The organism is Pseudomonas migulae NBRC 103157 (assembly GCF_002091715.1).
Taxonomy (GTDB): domain Bacteria; phylum Pseudomonadota; class Gammaproteobacteria; order Pseudomonadales; family Pseudomonadaceae; genus Aquipseudomonas; species Aquipseudomonas migulae_A.
The window spans coordinates 147,745-169,626 of record NZ_BDAG01000001.1 but is presented as its reverse complement, the minus strand read 5'-3'; the positions used below and the strand labels follow the sequence as shown (position 1 = coordinate 169,626).

The window sequence follows — 21,882 nt, the reverse complement described above, 5'->3', positions numbered from 1 at the left end:
GATGTATCAAGTCAACCGCAATCGGTAGCAAGCCAGCGCCTACAAGGATGTGGATAACTTACGCCTTTTTGATTTTCTCCGGCCGCTTCCAGCCATCGATGTTCTTCTGGCGCGCACGGCCCACCGCTAATTGTGCGTTATCCACATTCTGCGTAATGGTCGATCCGGCAGCGGTGGTTGCACCACTAGAGATATCCACAGGCGCCACCAACGAGTTGTTGGAACCGATGAACACATCTTCGCCCAAGACGGTTTTCCACTTGTTGGCACCGTCATAGTTGCAGGTGATGGTGCCGGCACCAATGTTAGTGCGCGCGCCGATTTCGGCATCGCCCAAGTACGCGAGGTGACCGGCCTTGGCGCCTTCGCCCATATGAGCGTTTTTCAGCTCGACAAAGTTACCCACATGGGCGCGAGCCTCCAGCACTGTGCCGGGACGCAGACGGGCGAACGGTCCGGCGTCACTGCCTTCACCGAGAATTGCGCCTTCGATATGACTGTTGGCCTTGATCACCACACCTTTACGCAGGGTGCTGTCCTTGATCACGCAGTTAGGACCGATCACCACGTCGTCTTCGATGACGACTTTGCCCTCGAGGATCACGTTGATGTCGATCAGCACATCGCGGCCGACAGTGACGTCACCACGCACGTCGAAACGCGCAGGGTCACGCAGGGTCACGCCTTGAGCCATCAAACGACGACCCGCACGCAATTGATAGTGACGCTCGAGTTCGGAGAGCTGCTTGCGATCGTTGGCGCCCTGCACTTCCATCGCGTCGTGAGGCTGTTCGGTCGCGACGACCAAACCATCGCTGACCGCCATGGCAATCACATCAGTCAGGTAGTACTCGCCCTGGGCGTTATTGTTGGAGAGACGACTCATCCAGCCACCCAACTGCGCGAACGGCAGCGCCAGGATGCCGGTATTGCCTTCAGTGATCGCACGCTCGGTTTCGCTGGCGTCTTTCTGCTCGACGATCGCCGTGACCTTGCCGGCAGCATCGCGGACGATGCGGCCATAGCCGGTCGGGTCATCAAGCTCGACGGTCAGCAAGCCCAATTGCTGCGGTGCAACGTGCTTGAGCAGGCGCTGAAGAGTCTCGACTTCGATCAACGGCACATCGCCGTAGAGAATCAAAACGGTGTCGGACTCAATGAATGGCACGGCTTGAGCTACCGCATGGCCAGTACCCAACTGTTTGTCCTGCAGGACAAAATTCAGATCATCCGCCGCCAGACGTTCACGAACGGCATCGGCACCGTGACCAATCACCACGTGGATGCGCTGTGGATCAAGTTGCCGCGCGCTGTGGATAACATGGCCAAGCATCGAATTGCCGGCAATCGGGTGCAGCACTTTCGGCAACGCCGAACGCATGCGAGTGCCCTGACCAGCAGCGAGGATAACGATTTCAAGAGACATGACTGGCTACCAATCCTGGGTGGTCAGCGGCTGCGACCAGGTTATGAAAATCGGAAAAGAAAAAAGGGTAGCCGAGGCTACCCTTTTTAATCAATCGCGCAACAAGTGATGGCCTGTTAGTGGCCGAACTTCTTGCGGATCTGCTGGACGGTGCGCAGCTGAGCTGCAGCCTCGGCCAGACGTGCGGCAGCAGAACCGTAATCGAATTCCGCGCCCCGCTCATGCAAGGCCTTCTCGGCAGCCTTAACGGCTTCCTGAGCGGAGGCTTCGTCCAGGTCGGCAGCACGTTGCACGGTGTCGGCAAGAACCTTGACCATGTTCGGCTGAACCTCGAGGAAACCACCGGAGATGTAATACACCTCCTCTTCCCCGCCCTGCTTGACCAGGCGGATCGGGCCAGGCTTGAGATTAGTGATCAGCGGCGCGTGGCCCAGGGCGATACCAAGATCACCCAGTGCACCGTGCGCAATCACCATCTCGACCAGGCCGGAAAAGATTTCTCCTTCCGCGCTGACGATATCGCAATGGACTGTCATAGCCATCTGATTGCCTCAACCTAAATTAGCGCCCGTTGCCGGGCGCCGGGATTACAGTTTCTTGGCTTTCTCGATCGCTTCTTCGATGCCGCCGACCATGTAGAACGCTTGTTCTGGCAGGTGGTCGTAGTCACCGTTGAGGATGCCTTTGAAGCCAGCAATGGTGTCTTTCAGGGAAACGTATTTACCCGAAGCACCGGTGAAGACTTCAGCCACGAAGAACGGCTGCGACAAGAAGCGCTGGATCTTACGAGCACGGTTTACCAACTGCTTGTCGGCTTCCGACAGCTCGTCCATACCCAGGATCGCAATGATGTCCTTCAGTTCTTTGTAACGCTGCAGAACATACTGTACACCGCGAGCGGTGTCGTAGTGGTCCTGACCGATCACGTTCGGGTCCAGCTGGCGCGAAGTCGAGTCGAGTGGATCGACCGCCGGGTAGATACCCAGGGAAGCGATGTCACGGGACAGAACGACGGTGGCGTCCAAGTGGGCGAAGGTGGTCGCTGGCGACGGGTCAGTCAAGTCATCCGCAGGTACGTATACCGCCTGGATCGAGGTGATCGAACCGTTTTTGGTCGAAGTGATACGCTCTTGCAGAGTACCCATCTCTTCGGCCAGGGTCGGCTGGTAACCTACTGCGGAAGGCATACGGCCCAGCAGTGCGGATACTTCAGTACCGGCCAGGGTGTAACGATAGATGTTGTCGACGAACAGCAGAACGTCGTTACCTTCGTCACGGAACTTCTCGGCCATGGTCAGGCCAGTCAGTGCTACGCGCAGACGGTTACCCGGCGGCTCGTTCATCTGACCGTAAACCAGTGCCACTTTGTCCAGAACGTTGGAATCCTTCATCTCGTGGTAGAAGTCGTTACCCTCACGAGTACGCTCACCCACACCGGCGAACACGGAATAACCGCTGTGCTCGATGGCGATGTTACGGATCAGTTCCATCATGTTTACGGTCTTGCCTACACCGGCACCACCGAACAGACCAACTTTACCGCCCTTGGCGAACGGGCAAACCAGGTCGATAACCTTGATGCCGGTTTCCAGCAGGTCGTTGCCGCCCGCTTGTTCAGCGAAGGTTGGCGCAGGACGGTGAATGCCCCAGCGCTCTTCGGTGTCGATCGGACCAGCTTCGTCGATCGGGTTGCCCAGTACGTCCATGATCCGGCCCAGAGTCGCTTTACCGACCGGTACGGAGATGGCAGCGCCAGAGTCGGTGACTTCCAGACCGCGCTTCAAGCCCTCGGTGGAACCCATCGCAATGGTACGAACCACGCCGTCGCCCAGCTGCTGCTGAACTTCCAGGGTGGTTTCGGCCGCGCTCACTACTTTCAGCGCGTTGTAGATGCTCGGTACGCTGTCGCGTGGGAATTCCACGTCGATAACGGCGCCGATGATTTGAACGATACGTCCGCTACTCATAGCTGGATCCTCTGAATATTTGAACCGTTAAACCGCGGCAGCGCCGCCGACGATTTCCGAGATCTCTTGGGTGATCGCAGCCTGACGCGCCTTGTTGTAGACCAGCTGCAAATCGCTGATCAAATCACCGGCGTTGTCGGTAGCGTTCTTCATCGCGATCATCCGCGCAGCTTGTTCAGCCGCGTTGTTCTCGACCACCGCCTGGTAGACCTGCGACTCCACGTAACGGACCATCAAGCCGTCAAGCAGCTCTTTGGCGTCCGGTTCGTACAGATAATCCCAGTGGTGCTTGAGTTCTTGATCCGGGGTTGCCACCAGTGGAATCAACTGCTCCACGGTAGGCTGTTGCGTCATGGTGTTGATGAACTTGTTGGACACCACGGACAGGCGATCAATACGGCCGTCCAGGTAGGCATCCAGCATCACCTTGACGCTGCCGATCAGGTCATTGATCGACGGCTCTTCACCCAGGTGGCTGATAGCTGCTACGACGTTACCGCCGAAGTTACGGAAGAAAGCCGCACCCTTGCTACCAACAACACACAGATCAATCTCGACGCCGTTTTCGCGGTTTACCGCCATGTCCTTGACCAGAGCCTTGAACAGGTTGGTGTTCAAGCCACCACACAGACCACGGTCACTGCTCACCACGACGTAACCGACGCGCTTTACTTCACGGTCGATCATGAACGGGTGGCGATATTCCGGGTTGGCGTTGGCCAAATGACCAATAACCTGGCGGATGCGCTCCGCGTAAGGACGGCTAGCAGCCATGCGCATTTGTGCCTTGCGCATTTTACTGACCGCCACTTTTTCCATGGCGCTGGTAATCTTTTGCGTGCTTTTGATGCTCGCAATCTTACTGCGAATCTCTTTTGCGCCTGCCATGTAACACCTATCAGGTTAGCAAGCGGGAGCCTTGCGGCCCCCGCTGCGGCTTACCAGGTTTGGGTGGCCTTGAACTTCTCGATACCGGCTTTCATGCCAGCGTCGATTTCGTCATTGAAGTCACCCTTCACGTTGATCTTCGCCATCAAATCGGCGTGATCGCGGTTGAAGAAAGCAATCAGCGCTTGTTCGAAGCTGCCGATCTTGGCGATTTCAACGTCAGTCAGGAACCCACGCTCAGCGGCATACAGCGACAGCGCCATGTCAGCGATCGACATTGGTGCGTATTGCTTCTGCTTCATCAGCTCGGTAACGCGCTGACCATGCTCAAGTTGCTTACGGGTCGCTTCGTCCAGGTCAGAAGCGAACTGGGCGAATGCCGCCAGTTCACGGTACTGAGCCAGAGCGGTACGGATACCACCGGAGAGCTTCTTGATGATCTTGGTCTGAGCGGCACCACCCACACGGGATACCGAAACACCGGCGTTCACAGCAGGACGGATCCCGGAGTTGAACATGGCCGATTCCAGGAAGATCTGACCGTCGGTGATGGAAATCACGTTGGTCGGAACGAACGCGGAAACGTCGCCAGCCTGGGTTTCGATGATCGGCAGTGCGGTCAGGGAACCGGTTTTGCCGGTCACTGCGCCGTTGGTGAACTTCTCTACGTATTCTTCCGAAACGCGGGATGCGCGCTCCAGCAGACGGGAGTGGAGATAGAACACGTCGCCTGGGTAAGCTTCACGACCTGGTGGACGGCGCAGCAGCAGGGAAATCTGGCGGTAAGCCACTGCTTGCTTGGACAGATCGTCATAAACGATCAGCGCGTCTTCACCGCGGTCGCGGAAGAATTCACCCATGGTGCAACCGGAGTACGGTGCCAGGAATTGCAGTGCTGCAGATTCCGAAGCGCTCGCTGCCACGACGATGGTGTTAGCCAGTGCGCCGTTTTCTTCCAGCTTGCGAACCACGTTGGCGATGGTCGATTGTTTCTGACCGATTGCAACGTAGACGCAGAAAATGCCGCTGTTTTTCTGGTTGATGATCGCGTCGATCGCCAGAGCGGTTTTACCGATCTGACGGTCACCGATGATCAGCTCACGCTGGCCACGGCCGACAGGGATCATGGCATCGACAGCCTTGTAGCCAGTCTGTACAGGCTGGTCTACCGACTTACGCCAGATCACGCCTGGAGCAACTTTCTCGACCGCATCGGTCTCGGTGTTGTTCAGCGGACCTTTGCCGTCAACTGGGTTACCCAGTGCGTCGACTACGCGACCCAGCAGTTCCTTACCAACCGGAACTTCGAGGATGCGGCCGGTGCACTTGGCGCTCATGCCTTCAGCCAGAGACTGGTAAGAGCCCAAAACTACGGCACCTACGGAGTCTTGCTCCAGGTTGAGAGCCATACCGAAGACGCCGCCCGGAAACTCGATCATCTCGCCGTACATAACGTCGGCCAGACCGTGAATCCGCACGATACCGTCAGATACGCTGACGACTGTGCCTTCGTTACGGGCTTGGGAGGTCACATCGAGCTTGTCGATGCGGCCCTTGATAATTTCACTTATTTCGGAAGGATTGAGTTGCTGCATTGCTCTGCTGCCCCTTCAAACTCAAGATTTCAATGCTTCGGCAAGATTCGCGAGTTTGCCGCGAACCGAGCCATCGATAACCAGGTCGCCGGCGCGGATGACAATGCCCCCAATAAGGGATTTGTCTTCCTCGACTTGCAGGCGCACTTCCCGGTTGAGTCGTGCACTGAGAACCTTGGCGAGTTTGTCTTGCTGTTCTTGGTTCAATGCGAAAGCACTGGTCACTTCAACGTCTACCGACTTCTCTTGTTCGGCCTTGTACAGGTCGAACAGAGCGGATATCTCCGGCAACAGCGGGAGACGGTCGTTTTCGGCAACGACGTTGATGAAGTTCTGTGCCTTGGCATCAAACTTGTCGCCGCACACGTCAATAAACGTGGCGGCCTTGTCTGCGCTCGTCAGTCGCGGGGCCTTGAGCACGCGCTGCATGGTGTCATCTTGCGACACTGCTGCAGCCAGGCCGAGCATGGCTGACCAAGAGGCCAGTTGCTGGTGGGCCTGGGCGTGCTCGAAGGCTGCCTTAGCGTAAGGTCGGGCCAACGTGGTCAATTCTGCCATGATCGCCCTCGCTTAAATTTCAGCAGCCAGTTTGTTTACCAGCTCCGCGTGCGCGTTTTGATCGATTGTGGCACCCAGGATCTTCTCGGCGCCGCCGACGGCCAGTGCACCCAGTTGGGCACGCAGCGCGTCTTTGACACTGTTCAGTTCCTGCTCGATCTCGGCCTGAGCCTGAACCTTCACACGGTCAGCGTCGATACGGGCTTTTTCAACAGCCTCTTCAACGATCTGGTTACCGCGTTTCTTGGCTTGCTCAATGATTTCAGCTGCCTGAGCCTTAGCTTCGCGCAGTTGTTGACCCGCTTTATCTTGGGCCAACTCCAGGTCGCGAGCTGCTCGGGCGGCAGCGTCCAGTCCATCCGCGATCTTCTTCTGACGTTCGTGCAAAGCCGCGATGACCGGAGGCCACACGAACTTCATGCAAAACAGTACAAAAATGAAGAACGCAACGGACTGGCCAATCAGGGTTGCATTAATGTTCACGCCAACACCTCGCTCGTTCGTTGCACATCAAACCAATCACTCGAAGGTTCGAGTGATTAGCCAGCGAGTTGACCAACGAATGGGTTCGCGAAGGTGAAGAACAGAGCGATACCAACACCGATCATGGTTACGGCGTCGAGCAGACCGGCAACGATGAACATTTTGACTTGCAGCATTGGAACCATTTCTGGTTGACGCGCTGCGCCTTCCAGGAACTTGCCGCCCAACAGGCCGAAACCAATTGCGGTACCCAGTGCGCCCAGGCCGATCAACAGTGCAACAGCGATAGCGGTTAGACCAACTACAGTTTCCATCTTTCCTCCCGACTTTTACGTCGTATGGTTTAGGTTTTTTAGATTTTAAAGCGGTAAAACAAATCGTTTCATAGCCCTGTTCGGGCACCCACCCGTTTGACCGGGTGGGACATCAGACTAGTCGAGACTGGTCTTAATGGTTCTCTTCGTGCGCCATCGAAAGGTAAACGATGGTCAGCATCATGAAGATAAACGCCTGCAGGGTGATGATCAGGATGTGGAACACAGCCCACGCCCACTGCAGAACTACGCCCAGGCCGCTAAGCCAGAGCAGACCGCTGCCGAACATCACAGCAATCAGAATGAAGACCAGTTCGCCGGCGTACATGTTGCCGAACAGACGCAGTGCCAGCGAGATTGGCTTGGCCACCAGCGTCACGAACTCCAGCAGGAAGTTCACCGGAATCAGCAGGGCTTGAACGAAGATGTTCTTGCTGCCGAACGGGTGCAGGGTCAGTTCGCCGATGAAGCCGCCGATGCCCTTGACCTTGATGCTGTAGAAAATGATCAACGCGAACACCGACAGGGCCATGCCCAGGGTAGCGTTCGGGTCAGTGGTCGATACGGCACGGAATGGAATGTGCGCATCGCCAGTGATCAGGATGGCCAGCTGAGGAATCCAGTCGACCGGAATCAGGTCGACGGCGTTCATCAGGAAGACCCAGACGAAGATGGTCAGTGCCAGCGGTGCAATCACCGGGCTACGGCCATGGAAGCTGTCTTTCACGCTGCCATCGACGAATTCGACCAATACTTCAACGAAGTTCTGCAAAGCACCAGGCTGACCGGAAGTCGCCTTCTTTGCCGCCATGCGGAAAAGAAGAACGAAGATCAGACCCAAAGCGACCGACCAGCCGAGAGTATCGACGTGGAAAGCCCAGAAGCCCATTTCTTTGGCTTCTGCTGCGGTGTGGGCAAAACCCCACCCGCCGGTTGGGTGCTGACCGAAGGTCAGGTTCTGCAAGTGGTGCTGGATATAGCCCGAAGCGGTTGTTTCTGCCATGGTTGCCTCAAACGCCCTAAGGTCTCGAAAGTCTTGTTCTCATCAGCAGGGGCGCGAACCAGCTGACCAGTTGGGTCAACACGAAGACGCCGAATACAGCTAGCGGCGCCAATGGCTTCACACCTGCAAACGTCAATGCAAAGAGCACTGCCGTCAAAATCAGTTTGCCCGCCTCGCCAGCATAAAAAGACCGGACGATGGCTTGAGCTGCTCGGGCGCCGGAAAACCGAAATGCCCTGTGAGCGAAATAAACATTGGGTAGCAAGGCTATCAGGCCTCCGCAGAGTCCTGAGTACCCGGCAACGACTCCGTGCCATTGCCAGAGCGCCAAAGCGGCGATCAGCAAAACGACAAACTGAGCCATCAACACCGGAAAAACTGCCAGGCGATGGAACGGCAAGCGGTTTGGCGTGCGGCTTTCCATCACAATTACTCCCCAATGGTCGGCTGCCAGAATTCAATAACTTGGCATAATTTGTGCCGACAAAATGCGCGCAGAGTATAGGGGCGGTTCTGCCCCTATTCAACTGTCAGGTAGTGATTTCCGACTGCACGCTACATGAGGAAATGTTTCAGCGAATGTGTGCGAGCACACCCTGAAGCTCATCGAGGGAGTTGTAACCGATCACCAACTGCCCCTTCCCCTTCTTTCCGTGTCGGATCTGCACCGCAGAGCCTAGGCGCTCAGCCAGGCGCTGCTCGAGTCGGGCGATATCCGGGTCCGGTTTTACCGGTTCGGCAGGCTCCTGTTTGCCACTCAACCACTGGCGAACCAGTGCCTCAGTCTGGCGCACAGTCAGCCCCCGTGCGACAACATGTCGCGCCCCTTCAACCTGTTGATTTTCCGGCAAACCAAGCAAAGCTCGCGCATGACCCATTTCCAGATCACCGTGGGACAGCATGGTTTTGATAACTTCCGGCAACGCGATCAAGCGTAGCAGGTTGGCGACGGTCACGCGGGACTTGCCCACCGCTTCGGCCACTTGTTGCTGAGTCAGCTGGAATTCCTGCTGCAAACGCTGCAGGGCTACCGCTTCCTCGATCGGATTGAGGTCCTCGCGCTGGATGTTCTCGATCAGCGCCATGGCAATGGCGGTTTCATCCGGCACATCGCGAACCATCGCCGGGATGGTTTCCTGGCCAGCCTGCTGGCTGGCACGCCAGCGGCGTTCGCCAGCAATGATTTCGAAGCGGCCGCTACCGATCGGACGAACCACAATCGGCTGCATTACGCCCTGGGCCTTGATCGACTGCGCCAGTTCTTCCAGCGCTTGCGGGTCCATGTCCCGACGCGGCTGGTACTTGCCGCGCTGGATCAGGTCCAGGGGCAAGTGCTGCAGCTCACGCTGATCGGCTTGTACCGCCTGCTCTTCCAGCGAGCTGACAGTCGGACCGCTCAGCAGTGCATCCAGTCCACGTCCGAGACCTCGTTTCTTGACGGCCATGGGGATTCCTTAAGTTGGCTGAGCAGCGGCGGTGCGTGAGTTTTTGCGCTGACGGCGAACCATCTCGCCCGCCAATGCCAGATAGGCAATGGCGCCCCGTGATGTTTTGTCGTACGCCAGCGCCGGCATGCCATAGCTTGGCGCTTCGGCCAGGCGGATGTTGCGCGGAATGACGGTGTCGTAGAGCTGCTCGCCGAAGTGTTCTTTCAACTGAGCCGACACGTCGTTCATCAGGCTCAGGCGCGGGTCGTACATCGTGCGCAACAAGCCTTCCACTTTCAGGTTCGGGTTCAGCAGTTCGGCGATACGCTTGATGTTATCCACAAGGTCGCTCAAGCCTTCGAGCGCAAAGTACTCGCACTGCATGGGGATAATGACCCCGTCAGCCGCGACCAGAGCGTTCAGTGTCAGCATCGACAGCGACGGTGGGCAGTCGATCAAAATGTAATCGTAGTTTTCGCGGATCGGCGCCAACGCGCTGCGCAAGCGGCTTTCCTTCATCTGCATTTCCAGCAGAACCACTTCGGCCGCGGTCAGGTCACGGTTGGCCGGCAACAGCTGATAACCACCGTGCTCGGAGTAGTGCATGGCCTGGGCCAGATCGCACTCGCCGATCAGCAAGTCGTAGACCGAATTTTCCAGGCCGTGTTTATCCACACCGCTACCCATGGTGGCGTTGCCCTGTGGATCGAGATCGATCAACAGCACCCGGCGCTTGGTAGCGACCAGCGACGCTGCGAGGTTGATGCAGGTGGTGGTTTTGCCCACACCACCCTTTTGGTTCGCTATCGCGAATACCTTAGCCATTCTTGCTTGTGTTCCCAATCATGCCGTGCGGCGCAGTATCAGCAGATGGCGTTGGCCTTGGCAACCAGGTACGGCCAGGGCGTGTTCGCTATCGAGGTGGAAGTCTGCCGGCAATGCTACCAGCTCATCGGCCGGATGAACGCCCTTCATTGCCAGCCAGCGTGTATCGGCGTCGCCGAGGTGGCGCGTCCAGTTGCTGAAGTTCTCCATGCTGCTGAAGGCCCGGGAAATGATCCCGTTGAACGGCTGTGCAGGCTGGAAAGCTTCGACGCGACTGTGGATAACTTGCAGGTTATCCAGTTTGAGTTCGAGTTTGACCTGGGTCAGGAAGCGGGTTTTCTTGCCGTTGCTGTCCAGGCAGGTCACTTGCGATTCTGGAAACAGGATGGCCAAGGGAATGCCCGGCATGCCGCCACCGCTGCCAACGTCCAGCCAGCGGCCGTTTTCGATGAACGACATCACGCTCAAACTATCGAGCAGGTGACGCGATACCATTTCGTCCGGATCGCGTACGGCGGTCAGGTTGTAAGCCTTGTTCCATTTGATCAACAGGGCCAGATAGCCCAGCAGTTGCTCATGCTGGGTTTCGGTCAGTGTGACACCGAGCTGGCGAGCACCTGTGGATAACTCTTCGGCGTGTTGCGAGGTGACCAACGAACTCAAGCGCTTTGCTCCAACTGACGGCCCGCGCCGCGTTTTTTCAAATGAATCATCAACAGCGAAATCGCTGCCGGCGTAACGCCCGGAATACGCGACGCCTGGCCCAGGGTTTCTGGACGGGTCGCACCGAGCTTGCTCTGGATCTCTTTGGAGAGACCGGAAATGTTCGTGTAATCGATATCCACAGGCAGTTTCGTGTCTTCGCTGGCCCGCAGACGCACGATTTCATCCTGCTGACGATCGATGTATCCAGCGTACTTGGTCTTGATTTCGACCTGCTCGGCAACCTGTGGATCTTCTGCGCCACCGCCGGTCACGGCGATCAGACCAGCGTAGTCGATTTCCGGACGGCTCAGCAGGTTCAGCAAGTTGTATTCGTGGGTCAGCGGCGTACCGAATTTTTCGGAAATCGCATCGCCTTGCTCGGTGCCCGGGCGAACCCAGGTGCTTTTCAGGCGTTGTTCTTCCAGAGCGATGCTTTCGCGTTTGGTGCAGAAAGCAGCCCAGCGCGCGTCATCGACCAGGCCCAGTTCGCGACCTTTTTCAGTCAGGCGCAGGTCGGCGTTGTCTTCGCGCAGGATCAGGCGGTACTCGGCGCGAGACGTGAACATTCGGTACGGTTCCTGAGTACCCAAAGTAATCAGGTCATCGACCAAAACGCCGATGTACGCCTCGTCGCGACGCGGGCACCAGGCGTCTTTGCCCTGAGCGCGCAGTGCGGCGTTCGCCCCGGCCAGCAATCCCTGGGCGCCGGCCTCTTCATAACCGGTGGTGCCATTGATCTGTCCGGCGAAAAACAGGCCGCCAATCACTTTGGTTTCCAGGCTGTACTTCAGGTCACGCGGATCGAAGTAGTCGTACTCGATGGCGTAGCCCGGACGCACGATATGCGCATTCTCCATGCCGCGGATCGATTGCACGATCTGCAATTGCACGTCGAACGGCAGGGATGTGGATATCCCGTTCGGGTACAGCTCGTGAGTCGTCAGTCCTTCGGGTTCGATGAAGACCTGGTGGCTTTCCTTGTCGGCAAAGCGGTGGATCTTGTCTTCGATCGACGGGCAATAACGCGGGCCGATACCTTCGATCAACCCGGCATCGGAATACATCGGCGAACGGTCGAGGTTCGCTGCAATGATTTCGTGGGTCCGGGCGTTGGTGTGGGTAATCCAGCAGCTCACCTGTTTCGGATGTTGCTCTTTGGAACCCATGAACGACATCACCGGGATCGGCGTATCGCCGGCTTGCTCGGTCATCACCGAGAAATCCACGGATCGACCGTCGATGCGCGGCGGTGTTCCTGTTTTCAAGCGGCCAACTCGCAGTGGCAATTCACGCAAACGATGAGCCAGGGCAATCGATGGCGGATCACCGGCGCGACCACCGGAATAATTCTGCATTCCGATGTGGATAAGTCCACCGAGGAAGGTGCCAGTGGTCAACACCACGGAATCTGCGAAGAAACGCAGGCCCATTTGGGTGACAACACCGCGTACTTGTTCCTGCTCGACGATCAGATCATCAGCGGCTTGTTGAAATATCCACAGGTTCGGCTGGTTTTCCAATGTTTCGCGGACAGCGGCCTTGTACAGAACCCGGTCTGCCTGAGCGCGGGTTGCACGCACGGCCGGGCCTTTGCGGCTGTTCAACACGCGAAACTGAATGCCGCCTTTATCGGTAGCCATGGCCATCGCGCCGCCGAGGGCATCGATTTCTTTCACCAAGTGGCTTTTGCCGATCCCGCCAATGGCAGGGTTGCAACTCATGGCACCGAGGGTTTCCACGTTATGCGTCAGCAACAGGGTTTTTGCCCCCATGCGTGCTGAGGCCAGTGCTGCCTCGGTACCGGCATGACCGCCGCCGATGACGATCACTTCAAAACGGGAAGGGAAATCCACCACGCACCTCGTGCCTGCTTCAGTTAGGTAATCAGGAATGGTTTGAGCTCAGGTTTTTGGACCTGGTCGACAAGTATAGGGACTTCGTTCTCCCTAAAGAACCCTTTGCACAAAATTTAACCAGCTGTGGAGAAGTCGGGGTTATAGAAATTAAAAAGAGAGAAATTTATTAAATCTTTATTTTTATGTTTATTTCTACTGAGGCACCTTTCTGTGGATAGATCTCTACAGGCCTTTATTTTCAATATGTACAGAGATTCAAAACCCTGTGGTCATGTGCCGATGAGGTCCTTGGATAACCGGGTTAAGCCTGTGGATGAAAGGGGTGGTTATCCACAGAGGGGTTTATCTTCAGTTTTGAGGCCCTCTTATCAACTGCCCTTAGTGGCAGTTATTCACAGGGCTTAATCCACAGAAAAGCGACGATTGATCAGATCCAGGGCACGGAAAATCCGCCCAGGCAGAAAGAATCTGCTCGGCACAGGGGACAATTCAGGAAAAGAAATGAGAACAGACAGGCACGAACGGCCTGTCTGTGGACAACGAAACGACTATTTACCGATGCAGAAGCTGGAAAAGATCCGGCCCAGAAGATCATCGGAGCTGAATGCACCGGTGATTTCACCCAAAGCGTGCTGTGCCTGGCGCAAATCCTCGGCCAGCAATTCACCGGCACCTGCCAGGGTCAGCTGTGCACGACCGTGCTCGAGGGAAGCACTGGCATGACGCAACGCTTCAAGGTGACGCCTGCGAGCACTGAAGCTGCTTTCCGAAGTCTGCTCATAGCCCATGCAGGCCTTGAGGTGGTCACGCAGCAATTCCAGACCCTCTCCTGCAGACTTGGCGCTGAGGCTGATGGTGACGTGGCCATCTTCGCTGACATCCAGGGCAATAGGCTCACCGGTCAGGTCTGCCTTGTTTCGGATCAGCGTGACTTTGGCCGGATCCGGACGGGTTTCAAGGAATTCCGGCCATAGCGCAAACGGATCAAGTGCTTCAGGAGCGGTGGCATCGACGACCAGCAGCACGCGATCTGCCTCACCGATGGCTTTCAACGCCCGTTCCACACCTATTTTTTCCACATGGTCATCGGTATCTCGCAGACCAGCCGTATCCACCACGTGCAGCGGCATGCCATCGATGTGGATATGTTCACGAAGAATGTCCCGGGTCGTGCCGGCAATCTCGGTCACGATCGCCGCTTCTCGCCCAGCAAGGGCGTTCAGCAAGCTGGATTTGCCGGCGTTCGGCCGACCGGCGATGACCACCGTCATGCCGTCTCGCAACAAGGCACCCTGCCCGGCTTCTCGCAGTACGGTGGATAACTCGTCGCGTACTTTGTCGAGCATGCTGAGCACGTGGCCGTCGGCAAGGAAGTCGATTTCTTCTTCCGGAAAGTCGATCGCCGCTTCGACATAGATGCGCAGGCCAATCAATTGCTCAGTGAGGTTATGCACACGCTCGGAAAAAGCGCCCTGCAAGGAACGCAGTGCATTTCGCGCTGCCTGTGTAGAACTTGCCTCGATCAAATCCGCGATGGCTTCAGCCTGGGCGAGGTCGAGTTTGTCATTGAGGAATGCTCGCTCACTGAATTCACCCGGACGGGCCAGACGACAACCCAGTTCCAGGCAACGTTTGAGCAGCATATCGAGAACGATCGGACCGCCATGGCCCTGGAGTTCCAGCACATCTTCGCCGGTGAACGAGTTCGGTCCGGGGAAATAGAGCGCGATGCCTTGGTCCAGCACCTCATCGTTTCCACTCAGGAACGGGCCATAGTGGGCAAATCGCGGCTTGAGTTCACGACCACTGAACGCTTTGGCTGCAACGCTCGCCAACGGCCCGGAAATACGGACGATGCCCACACCGCCGCGACCTTGAGCGGTGGCGACGGCGGCGATGGTTTCACGAGGAACGCTCATAAACCGGTATCCAGACAAAAGTGACAGATAGCAAAACGCCCCACTAGGGGGCGTTTTGAGTGGTTACCCACAGAGTAAGTTACGCCTCGGCTTTTTTGGTAGCCGCTTCGATCTTACGCGTGATGTACCACTGTTGGGCGATGGACAGGCAGTTGTTCACTACCCAGTACAGCACCAGACCAGCCGGGAACCACAGGAAGAAGAAGGTGAAGATGATAGGCATCATTTTCATGACCTTCGCCTGCATCGGATCCGGAGGAGTCGGGTTCAACTGCTGCTGGATGAACATGGTTGCACCCATGATGATCGGCAGAATGAAGAACGGATCCTTGATCGACAGGTCAGTAATCCACAGCATGAACGGTGCCTGGCGCATTTCAACGCTTTCAAGCAGAACCCAGTACAGCGAAAGGAATACCGGCATCTGCACGAGGATTGGCAAGCAACCACCCAGCGGATTGATCTTCTCTTTCTTGTACAGCTCCATCATGGCTTGCGACATTTTCTGCCGGTCATCGCCATGTTGCTCTTTCAGTGCCGCCAGTTTCGGAGCCACTGCACGCATACGGGCCATGGACTTGTAGCTGGCTGCCGACAGCGGGAAGAAGATCCCTTTGATCAGCATGGTCAGGAAGATGATCGACCAGCCCCAGTTACCGACGATGGCGTGGATGTGTCCCAGCAGCCAGAAGATTGGCTGGGCAATGAACCACAGAATGCCGTAGTCGACGGTCAGTTCCAGACCTGGGGACAACTCTTTCAGCACGGCCTGGCTTTTCGGACCGGCGTAGAGAACTGCACTGGTTTCGGCTTTTGCACCTGGCGCAACGCTTATTGCCGGGCCGGTATAGCCGATGATGTAGTTGCCTTTGCTGTCTTTACGGGTCTGGACGACGTTGTTTTCGCCCTTGGCCGGAATCCAGGCGGTGACGAAGTAGTGTTGCAACCAGGCAACCCAACCACCACTGACTGTTTCCTTCAACTGTGCCTTGTCCATGTCCTTCATGGACACTTTCTTGTACGGCTCGTTACTTGTCCACAGGGCAGCGCCCAGGTAAGTGGCGGTGCCGGTGGCGGTAGTCGAGGAAGGATCGCCGCTGGCGTCACGCTTCAGTTGCGCGAACATTGCACCAGACCAGGGCTGTGCGCTCTGGTTGTCGATCAGATAGGAAACGGTTACGTCATACAGACCACGTTTCACCGTGAAACGTTTGATGTAGTTGACGCCGTCCTTGCTGAACTTCAGGTCCACGACCAATTGGTCCTGACCGTCAGCCAGTTGATAAATCTTCTTCTCCGAGGTGTAGACCGGACGACCGGCAGGACTTGCGTCCGGGCCGTTGGTGCCGATCAGACCGCTTTGCGCCAGGTAAGTCAGTTCACCACCGTTATCGAACAGCTGGAACGGAATTTCCGGATGGTCCTGGCGACGTGGGTACAGCGGCAATTTCAGCTGGGCGACATCACCACCTTGTGGATCGATTGCCAGGTCGAGCACATCCGTTTTGATCTGGATGAGATCTTTGCTTGCAGCTACTGGCGTTTCAGCAGGAGCAGTAGCACTGGTATCGCTTGCGGCGCGTGGAATGTCGTCACTGACAGAAGCATTATTGCCAGTCGCCGTATCCGGTAGGCCCGGTGCGGTAGTACTGGAAGCAACATTCTGAGTCGGCAGGGCAGCCTGGCCATAGTCCTGGTTCCATTTAAGAACCATAACGTAGGACACGATTGCCAGGGCGACGATCAGGATCGTGCGTTTGATATCCATGATTACTCGGCCATCGAAGAAGAACGGGAGGTAGGGATAGGTGGAACCGGGTCATAACCACCGGGATTCCACGGATGACAGCGACCTAAACGACGAAAGGTCAGCCAGCCACCGCGCAGAAGGCCATGATTTTCTATGGCTTCTAACGCGTAGCAGGAACAACTGGGGTAGAAACGACAGTGACTGGCCATCAGAGGACTAATGGCATAGCGATAAAACTGGATCGGAACGAGTGCCAGTTTACGCATCGGAACTGTCTACCCCTACAGTTTCGGTTTTGACTGCTGGTACCGGCGTGCTGCGTGCCAGTCGTTTCCAGAGTTTGCCGAAATGCTGAATCAATTCGGGGTTTTCTACGTCACCCAAACCTTTGCGCGCGACGATAACGATGTCCCAACCGACCAGTGAATCCTGGTTCAGACGGAACGATTCGCGCATCAGACGTTTGAGGCGATTGCGCTCGACGGAGAGCTTTACGCTCTTTTTCCCGATAACCAGCCCGAGACGGGGGTGATCAAGATCGTTGTTGCGCGCAAGGAGCAGGAGATTTTTCCCCGGAACCTTGCCGGTAGGGGAGTCAAAGACTGCCTTGAAATGCCGGGGAGTAAGCAGACGCTTTTCCCGACTGAAGTCCTGACTCACCTCCAGTGCCGGCTTATCAAACTGCCAGACGCGCACGACCTTTGGCGCGACGACGCGACAGAACGGCACGACCGTTCTTGGTAGCCATGCGAGCACGGAAACCGTGGGTACGAGCGCGTTTGATAGTGCTTGGTTGGAAAGTACGTTTCATTGTCGTGTTACCTGGTTCGTCCACAACGGGCCGGAATGGCCCCCGTTTTAAGAGACCGGGGATTCTAGAGAAAGCAAGCCTCTAGGTCAATTTCCAACCAGCGTTTCCTTATAAATAGATCTCCAGTGGTTTTGCTCGCCTTCGGCCTTGGCCAAATATAAAAATAAAGAAGGAAAGTATTTAAAGCTTTTCTGTAAAGCTTATAAAAGCTAGGGCGCCGATCTTCTGTGGATAACTGTCTTAAGGCCTTCTATTCCGTGATGTACAGAGAATGACAACTACAGTGGAAAACGGTGGTCAGCCTGTGCTGCGCTGTCGGATAAGCTGTGTGTGAAAGGGGGGGTTATCCACAGGCTGGTTATCCACCGAGTTTCGACCCCACTTGTACAACGACCTCAAGGTCGGTTATCCACAGAGCTTATGCACAGACCATTGGTCGTCTTTTTTGCGTATAAATCGTTGATTCTTCTTGGTCGGTGACCCACCTACGTGTGGATAAGTCGGCGTCTGGCCGCTACAATGGCCGCTTGTTTTTGCCTCACCGGCTTTCAACTTAGGGGATATCCGTGTCAGTGGAACTTTGGCAGCAGTGCGTGGAGCTTTTGCGCGATGAGCTGCCTGCCCAACAATTCAACACTTGGATCCGTCCACTACAGGTCGAAGCCGAAGGCGACGAGTTGCGTGTTTACGCGCCGAATCGTTTTGTTCTCGACTGGGTCAACGAAAAGTACCTGGGCCGCGTCCTTGAACTGCTTGATGAGCATGGCAACGGCATGGCGCCTGCGCTCTCCTTATTAATAGGCAGCAAACGCAGTTCGGCGCCGCGTGCCGCTCCGAATGCGCCGTTGGCTGCCGCCGCATCCCAGGCACAGGCGGCGCAAGCGCCTGTCAGTGCTCCGGCACCTGCCCCTACGGCTACACCGACCAAGCGTTCGACACAGAAAGTTGCCGAAGTCAGTGAAGAACCATCGCGCGACAGTTTCGACCCGATGGCCGGTGCGAGTTCTCAACAGGCTCCGGTGCGTTCCGAGCAGCGCACGGTGCAGGTCGAAGGTGCGCTCAAGCACACCAGCTACCTGAACCGCACGTTCACCTTCGAGAACTTCGTCGAAGGCAAGTCCAACCAGCTGGCCCGCGCGGCGGCCTGGCAGGTAGCGGACAATCCCAAGCACGGTTACAACCCGCTCTTCCTTTATGGCGGCGTTGGCTTGGGTAAAACCCACTTGATGCACGCTGTGGGTAACCATCTATTAAAGAAGAACCCGAATGCCAAGGTGGTGTACCTGCATTCGGAGCGCTTTGTGGCCGACATGGTCAAGGCGCTGCAACTGAATGCGATCAACGAGTTCAAGCGCTTCTACCGTTCGGTGGATGCGTTGCTCATCGATGACATTCAGTTCTTCGCCCGCAAGGAACGTTCTCAGGAAGAGTTTTTCCACACCTTCAACGCCTTGCTCGAAGGTGGCCAGCAGGTCATTCTCACCAGTGACCGCTACCCTAAAGAAATCGAAGGTCTTGAAGAACGCCTGAAATCCCGCTTTGGTTGGGGCCTGACGGTTGCCGTCGAGCCGCCGGAGCTGGAAACCCGTGTAGCGATCCTGATGAAAAAGGCCGACCAGGCCAAAGTCGATCTGCCCCACGATGCGGCGTTCTTCATTGCCCAGCGTATTCGTTCCAACGTCCGTGAGCTGGAAGGCGCGCTGAAACGCGTGATCGCCCACTCGCACTTCATGGGCCGCGATATCACCATCGAGCTGATCCGCGAATCCTTGAAAGACCTGTTGGCATTGCAGGACAAACTGGTCTCTGTGGATAACATTCAGCGCACCGTCGCCGAGTACTACAAAATCAAGATTTCCGACCTGCTGTCCAAGCGTCGTTCGCGCTCGGTCGCTCGTCCGCGTCAGGTTGCCATGGCGTTGTCCAAAGAGTTGACTAACCACAGCCTGCCGGAAATCGGCGATGTGTTTGGCGGCCGCGACCATACGACCGTTTTGCACGCCTGCCGCAAGATCAACGAACTTAAGGAATCCGACGCGGACATCCGCGAGGACTACAAGAACCTGCTGCGTACACTGACCACTTGATGCATACCAGCGCAGCTTATTAAGGCAAGGGACTAGACCATGCATTTCACCATTCAACGCGAAGCCCTGTTGAAACCCCTGCAACTGGTCGCAGGCGTCGTCGAGCGCCGACAGACCTTGCCGGTGCTCTCCAACGTGCTGCTGGTTGTCGAAGGCCAGCAACTGTCGCTGACCGGTACCGACCTGGAAGTCGAGCTGGTCGGTCGTGTGCAACTCGAAGAGCCGGCGGATCCGGGTTCCATCACAGTGCCTGCGCGCAAGCTGATGGATATCTGCAAAAGCCTGCCGAACGATGCGCTGATCGACATCAAGGTCGATGAGCAGAAGCTGGTGGTGAAGGCTGGCCGTAGCCGCTTCACCCTGTCGACCCTGCCGGCCAACGATTTCCCGACTGTTGAAGAAGGCCCGGGCTCGCTGACCTGCAGCCTGGAGCAAAGCAAGCTGCGTCGTTTGATCGAGCGCACCAGCTTCGCCATGGCCCAGCAGGACGTGCGTTATTACCTCAACGGCATGCTGCTGGAAGTCTCGGCCGGTATCATCCGCGCCGTGGCTACCGACGGTCACCGTCTGGCCATGTGCTCGATGCAGGCCGACATCGGTCAGCCGGATCGCCACCAGGTCATCGTGCCGCGCAAGGGTATCCTTGAACTGGCGCGTCTGCTGACCGAGCCGGACGGCATCGTCAGCATCGTTTTGGGTCAGCATCACATTCGCGCCACCACAGGCGAGTTCACCTTCACCTCGAAACTGGTCGACGGTAAATTCCCTGACTACGAACGCGTTCTGCCGAAGGGCGGTGACAAGCTGGTCCTCGGCGATCGCCAGGCATTGCGTGAGGCGTTCAGCCGTACCGCGATTCTGTCCAACGAGAAGTACCGCGGTATCCGTCTGCAACTGGCCAATGGTCAGCTGAAAATCCAGGCCAACAACCCGGAGCAGGAAGAAGCGGAAGAGGAAGTCGGCGTTGAATACAACGGCGGCAACCTGGAAATCGGTTTCAACGTGAGCTACTTGCTCGACGTGCTGGGCGTGATGACCACCGAACAGGTCCGCCTGATCTTGTCCGACTCCAACAGCAGTGCGCTGGTGCAAGAATCGGACAACGACGACTCGGCCTACGTCGTCATGCCGATGCGTCTGTAATCATGCTCAGCAGAAGCTAGATGTCTTTAAGTCGCGTCTCGGTCACCGCGGTGCGCAATCTGCACCCGGTGACCTTCTCCCCCTCCCCCCGAATCAACATTCTTTACGGCGCCAACGGCAGCGGCAAAACCAGTGTTCTGGAAGCCATTCACCTGCTGGGGCTTGCCCGTTCGTTTCGTAGCACCCGACTGCTGCCGGTGATTCAGTACGAGCAGTTGGCCTGCACAGTGTTTGGCCAGGTTGAGCTGGCGGAGGGCGGGCAAAGCGCGTTGGGGATATCCCGTGACCGTCAGGGTGAGTTCCAGATTCGCATTGACGGCCAAAACGCCCGTAGCGCTGCGCAACTCGCTGAAATCTTGCCGCTGCAACTGATCAACCCTGACAGTTTCCGCTTGCTGGAGGGGGCACCGAAGATCCGCCGTCAGTTTCTCGACTGGGGCGTGTTCCACGTGGAACCGCGATTCATGTCTACCTGGCAACGCTTGCAGAAGGCCCTGCGCCAGAGAAACTCTTGGCTGCGGCATGGTACACTTGACGCCGTTTCGCAAGCGGTTTGGGACAGGGAACTGTGCCAGGCCAGTGCTGAAATTGATGAATACCGCCGTGCTTATATCAAAGCCTTGAAACCAGTCTTTGAACAGACCTTGAGCGAACTGGTTGAGCTTGAGGGTTTGACGCTCAGCTATTACCGAGGCTGGGACAAGGACCGCGAATTGAGCGCTGTGCTCGCTGGGTCCGTTCAGCGGGATCAGCAAATGGGTCATACCCAAGCCGGACCACAACGCGCTGATTTGCGTCTCAGATTGGGCGCACATAATGCCGCGGACATCTTGTCCCGCGGACAGCAGAAGCTAGTGGTCTGTGCATTGCGGATTGCTCAAGGGCATCTGGTCAGCCAGGCCCGACGCGGCCAGTGTATTTATCTGGTGGATGACTTGCCGTCCGAACTGGACGAGCACCACCGTCGCGCGCTTTGCCGCTTGCTGGAAGACTTACGCTGCCAGGTGTTTATCACCTGTGTAGATCACGAATTATTGAGGGAAGGCTGGCAGACGGAAACGCCAGTCGCTCTGTTCCACGTGGAACAGGGCCGTATCACCCAGACCCACGACCATCGGGAGTGAA

22 protein-coding genes are annotated in these 21,882 nt (G+C 56.7%); 3 read left to right on the top strand and 19 right to left on the bottom strand.

Annotation, left to right across the window (positions count from 1 at the left end; translation table 11 throughout):
* Window positions 1-58 precede the first annotated feature (58 nt).
* The 19 genes from glmU to rpmH all read right to left on the bottom strand — a co-directional run bounded on the left by glmU (window position 59) and on the right by rpmH (window position 17,527).
* Window positions 59-1,426: a bifunctional UDP-N-acetylglucosamine diphosphorylase/glucosamine-1-phosphate N-acetyltransferase GlmU gene (gene glmU / locus PMI01S_RS00835; protein WP_084317594.1), complete on the bottom strand. Its 1,368-nt coding sequence runs from the start codon at window positions 1,424-1,426 to the stop codon at window positions 59-61.
* A 116-nt stretch (window positions 1,427-1,542) separates the two neighbouring features.
* Window positions 1,543-1,968, bottom strand: coding sequence for a F0F1 ATP synthase subunit epsilon (locus tag PMI01S_RS00830; RefSeq protein ID WP_007969909.1), 426 nt, complete (start codon window positions 1,966-1,968; stop codon window positions 1,543-1,545).
* A gap of 45 nt (window positions 1,969-2,013) precedes the next feature.
* Entirely contained in the window at window positions 2,014-3,393 is a 1,380-nt protein-coding gene (atpD, locus tag PMI01S_RS00825) for a F0F1 ATP synthase subunit beta (protein ID WP_008155715.1), read from the bottom strand.
* Between the two features lie 27 nt (window positions 3,394-3,420).
* Window positions 3,421-4,281, bottom strand: coding sequence for a F0F1 ATP synthase subunit gamma (gene atpG / locus PMI01S_RS00820; RefSeq protein WP_007934344.1), 861 nt, complete (start codon window positions 4,279-4,281; stop codon window positions 3,421-3,423).
* Between the two features lie 50 nt (window positions 4,282-4,331).
* Window positions 4,332-5,876, bottom strand: a complete 1,545-nt coding sequence (atpA, locus tag PMI01S_RS00815) for a F0F1 ATP synthase subunit alpha (RefSeq protein WP_008155713.1) — start codon at window positions 5,874-5,876, stop codon at window positions 4,332-4,334.
* 21 nt (window positions 5,877-5,897) lie between these two features.
* Window positions 5,898-6,434: a F0F1 ATP synthase subunit delta gene (locus tag PMI01S_RS00810; protein WP_054594854.1), complete on the bottom strand. Its 537-nt coding sequence runs from the start codon at window positions 6,432-6,434 to the stop codon at window positions 5,898-5,900.
* A 12-nt stretch (window positions 6,435-6,446) separates the two neighbouring features.
* Window positions 6,447-6,917: a F0F1 ATP synthase subunit B gene (locus PMI01S_RS00805; RefSeq protein ID WP_008027535.1), complete on the bottom strand. Its 471-nt coding sequence runs from the start codon at window positions 6,915-6,917 to the stop codon at window positions 6,447-6,449.
* 56 nt (window positions 6,918-6,973) lie between these two features.
* The gene (gene atpE, locus PMI01S_RS00800) at window positions 6,974-7,231 is read right to left on the bottom strand and encodes a F0F1 ATP synthase subunit C (protein WP_002555987.1); all 258 of its coding nucleotides are present in this window, start codon (window positions 7,229-7,231) and stop codon (window positions 6,974-6,976) included.
* Between the two features lie 133 nt (window positions 7,232-7,364).
* Entirely contained in the window at window positions 7,365-8,234 is an 870-nt protein-coding gene (gene atpB, locus PMI01S_RS00795; RefSeq protein ID WP_084317593.1) for a F0F1 ATP synthase subunit A, read from the bottom strand.
* Window positions 8,235-8,250: 16 nt separating this feature from the next.
* Entirely contained in the window at window positions 8,251-8,658 is a 408-nt protein-coding gene (locus tag PMI01S_RS00790) for a F0F1 ATP synthase subunit I (protein WP_010465473.1), read from the bottom strand.
* Window positions 8,659-8,806: 148 nt separating this feature from the next.
* Entirely contained in the window at window positions 8,807-9,679 is an 873-nt protein-coding gene (locus tag PMI01S_RS00785; RefSeq protein WP_008027541.1) for a ParB/RepB/Spo0J family partition protein, read from the bottom strand.
* 9 nt (window positions 9,680-9,688) lie between these two features.
* Window positions 9,689-10,486 (bottom strand): ParA family protein, encoded by a 798-nt coding sequence (locus PMI01S_RS00780; RefSeq protein ID WP_017341702.1) that lies wholly within the window; start codon window positions 10,484-10,486, stop codon window positions 9,689-9,691.
* 18 nt (window positions 10,487-10,504) lie between these two features.
* Window positions 10,505-11,149: a 16S rRNA (guanine(527)-N(7))-methyltransferase RsmG gene (rsmG, locus tag PMI01S_RS00775; RefSeq protein WP_084317592.1), complete on the bottom strand. Its 645-nt coding sequence runs from the start codon at window positions 11,147-11,149 to the stop codon at window positions 10,505-10,507.
* Window positions 11,146-13,044, bottom strand: a complete 1,899-nt coding sequence (gene mnmG, locus PMI01S_RS00770) for a tRNA uridine-5-carboxymethylaminomethyl(34) synthesis enzyme MnmG (RefSeq protein WP_084317591.1) — start codon at window positions 13,042-13,044, stop codon at window positions 11,146-11,148. The genes rsmG and mnmG overlap by 4 nt, the downstream gene beginning before the upstream one ends.
* Window positions 13,045-13,595: 551 nt before the next feature.
* On the bottom strand, window positions 13,596-14,966 hold the full coding sequence (mnmE, locus tag PMI01S_RS00760) for a tRNA uridine-5-carboxymethylaminomethyl(34) synthesis GTPase MnmE (RefSeq protein WP_084317590.1): 1,371 nt from the start codon (window positions 14,964-14,966) through the stop codon (window positions 13,596-13,598).
* A gap of 79 nt (window positions 14,967-15,045) precedes the next feature.
* Window positions 15,046-16,734, bottom strand: coding sequence for a membrane protein insertase YidC (gene yidC / locus PMI01S_RS00755; RefSeq protein ID WP_084317589.1), 1,689 nt, complete (start codon window positions 16,732-16,734; stop codon window positions 15,046-15,048).
* Window positions 16,735-16,736: 2 nt separating this feature from the next.
* Window positions 16,737-16,982 (bottom strand): membrane protein insertion efficiency factor YidD, encoded by a 246-nt coding sequence (gene yidD / locus PMI01S_RS00750; RefSeq protein ID WP_010207715.1) that lies wholly within the window; start codon window positions 16,980-16,982, stop codon window positions 16,737-16,739.
* Entirely contained in the window at window positions 16,975-17,376 is a 402-nt protein-coding gene (gene rnpA, locus PMI01S_RS00745) for a ribonuclease P protein component (RefSeq protein WP_208603357.1), read from the bottom strand. The genes yidD and rnpA overlap by 8 nt, the downstream gene beginning before the upstream one ends.
* Window positions 17,377-17,392: 16 nt before the next feature.
* Window positions 17,393-17,527 carry a 50S ribosomal protein L34 gene (rpmH, locus tag PMI01S_RS00740; protein WP_003213577.1) on the bottom strand — a complete coding sequence of 45 codons (135 nt, stop codon included), beginning with the start codon at window positions 17,525-17,527 and terminating at the stop codon, window positions 17,393-17,395.
* Window positions 17,528-18,093: 566 nt separating this feature from the next.
* Between rpmH and dnaA the strand changes: the two genes are divergently transcribed.
* Genes dnaA through recF form a run of 3 tightly spaced genes read left to right on the top strand, consistent with a single transcriptional unit; the run spans window position 18,094 to window position 21,881 of the window.
* On the top strand, window positions 18,094-19,614 hold the full coding sequence (gene dnaA, locus PMI01S_RS00735; RefSeq protein ID WP_008027554.1) for a chromosomal replication initiator protein DnaA: 1,521 nt from the start codon (window positions 18,094-18,096) through the stop codon (window positions 19,612-19,614).
* Between the two features lie 39 nt (window positions 19,615-19,653).
* On the top strand, window positions 19,654-20,757 hold the full coding sequence (gene dnaN, locus PMI01S_RS00730; RefSeq protein ID WP_017341709.1) for a DNA polymerase III subunit beta: 1,104 nt from the start codon (window positions 19,654-19,656) through the stop codon (window positions 20,755-20,757).
* Window positions 20,758-20,777: 20 nt separating this feature from the next.
* On the top strand, window positions 20,778-21,881 hold the full coding sequence (gene recF, locus PMI01S_RS00725; protein ID WP_084317587.1) for a DNA replication/repair protein RecF: 1,104 nt from the start codon (window positions 20,778-20,780) through the stop codon (window positions 21,879-21,881).
* The last annotated feature ends 1 nt before the right edge of the window (window position 21,882 follow it).

What these genes read in the sequence shown, in the direction of transcription:
- yidC (WP_084317589.1), bottom strand. Translation starts at nt 16,734, where the DNA reads ATGGATATCAAACGCACGATCCTGATCGTCGCCCTGGCAATCGTGTCC.
- atpE (WP_002555987.1), bottom strand. Translation starts at nt 7,231, where the DNA reads ATGGAAACTGTAGTTGGTCTAACCGCTATCGCTGTTGCACTGTTGATC.
- atpD (WP_008155715.1), bottom strand. Translation starts at nt 3,393, where the DNA reads ATGAGTAGCGGACGTATCGTTCAAATCATCGGCGCCGTTATCGACGTG.
- PMI01S_RS00780 (WP_017341702.1), bottom strand. Translation starts at nt 10,486, where the DNA reads ATGGCTAAGGTATTCGCGATAGCGAACCAAAAGGGTGGTGTGGGCAAA.
- mnmE (WP_084317590.1), bottom strand. Translation starts at nt 14,966, where the DNA reads ATGAGCGTTCCTCGTGAAACCATCGCCGCCGTCGCCACCGCTCAAGGT.
- PMI01S_RS00830 (WP_007969909.1), bottom strand. Translation starts at nt 1,968, where the DNA reads ATGGCTATGACAGTCCATTGCGATATCGTCAGCGCGGAAGGAGAAATC.
- atpA (WP_008155713.1), bottom strand. Translation starts at nt 5,876, where the DNA reads ATGCAGCAACTCAATCCTTCCGAAATAAGTGAAATTATCAAGGGCCGC.
- atpG (WP_007934344.1), bottom strand. Translation starts at nt 4,281, where the DNA reads ATGGCAGGCGCAAAAGAGATTCGCAGTAAGATTGCGAGCATCAAAAGC.
- rpmH (WP_003213577.1), bottom strand. Translation starts at nt 17,527, where the DNA reads ATGAAACGTACTTTCCAACCAAGCACTATCAAACGCGCTCGTACCCAC.
- glmU (WP_084317594.1), bottom strand. Translation starts at nt 1,426, where the DNA reads ATGTCTCTTGAAATCGTTATCCTCGCTGCTGGTCAGGGCACTCGCATG.
- PMI01S_RS00790 (WP_010465473.1), bottom strand. Translation starts at nt 8,658, where the DNA reads ATGGAAAGCCGCACGCCAAACCGCTTGCCGTTCCATCGCCTGGCAGTT.
- PMI01S_RS00810 (WP_054594854.1), bottom strand. Translation starts at nt 6,434, where the DNA reads ATGGCAGAATTGACCACGTTGGCCCGACCTTACGCTAAGGCAGCCTTC.
- atpB (WP_084317593.1), bottom strand. Translation starts at nt 8,234, where the DNA reads ATGGCAGAAACAACCGCTTCGGGCTATATCCAGCACCACTTGCAGAAC.
- dnaN (WP_017341709.1), top strand. Translation starts at nt 19,654, where the DNA reads ATGCATTTCACCATTCAACGCGAAGCCCTGTTGAAACCCCTGCAACTG.
- yidD (WP_010207715.1), bottom strand. Translation starts at nt 16,982, where the DNA reads ATGCGTAAACTGGCACTCGTTCCGATCCAGTTTTATCGCTATGCCATT.
- PMI01S_RS00785 (WP_008027541.1), bottom strand. Translation starts at nt 9,679, where the DNA reads ATGGCCGTCAAGAAACGAGGTCTCGGACGTGGACTGGATGCACTGCTG.
- recF (WP_084317587.1), top strand. Translation starts at nt 20,778, where the DNA reads ATGTCTTTAAGTCGCGTCTCGGTCACCGCGGTGCGCAATCTGCACCCG.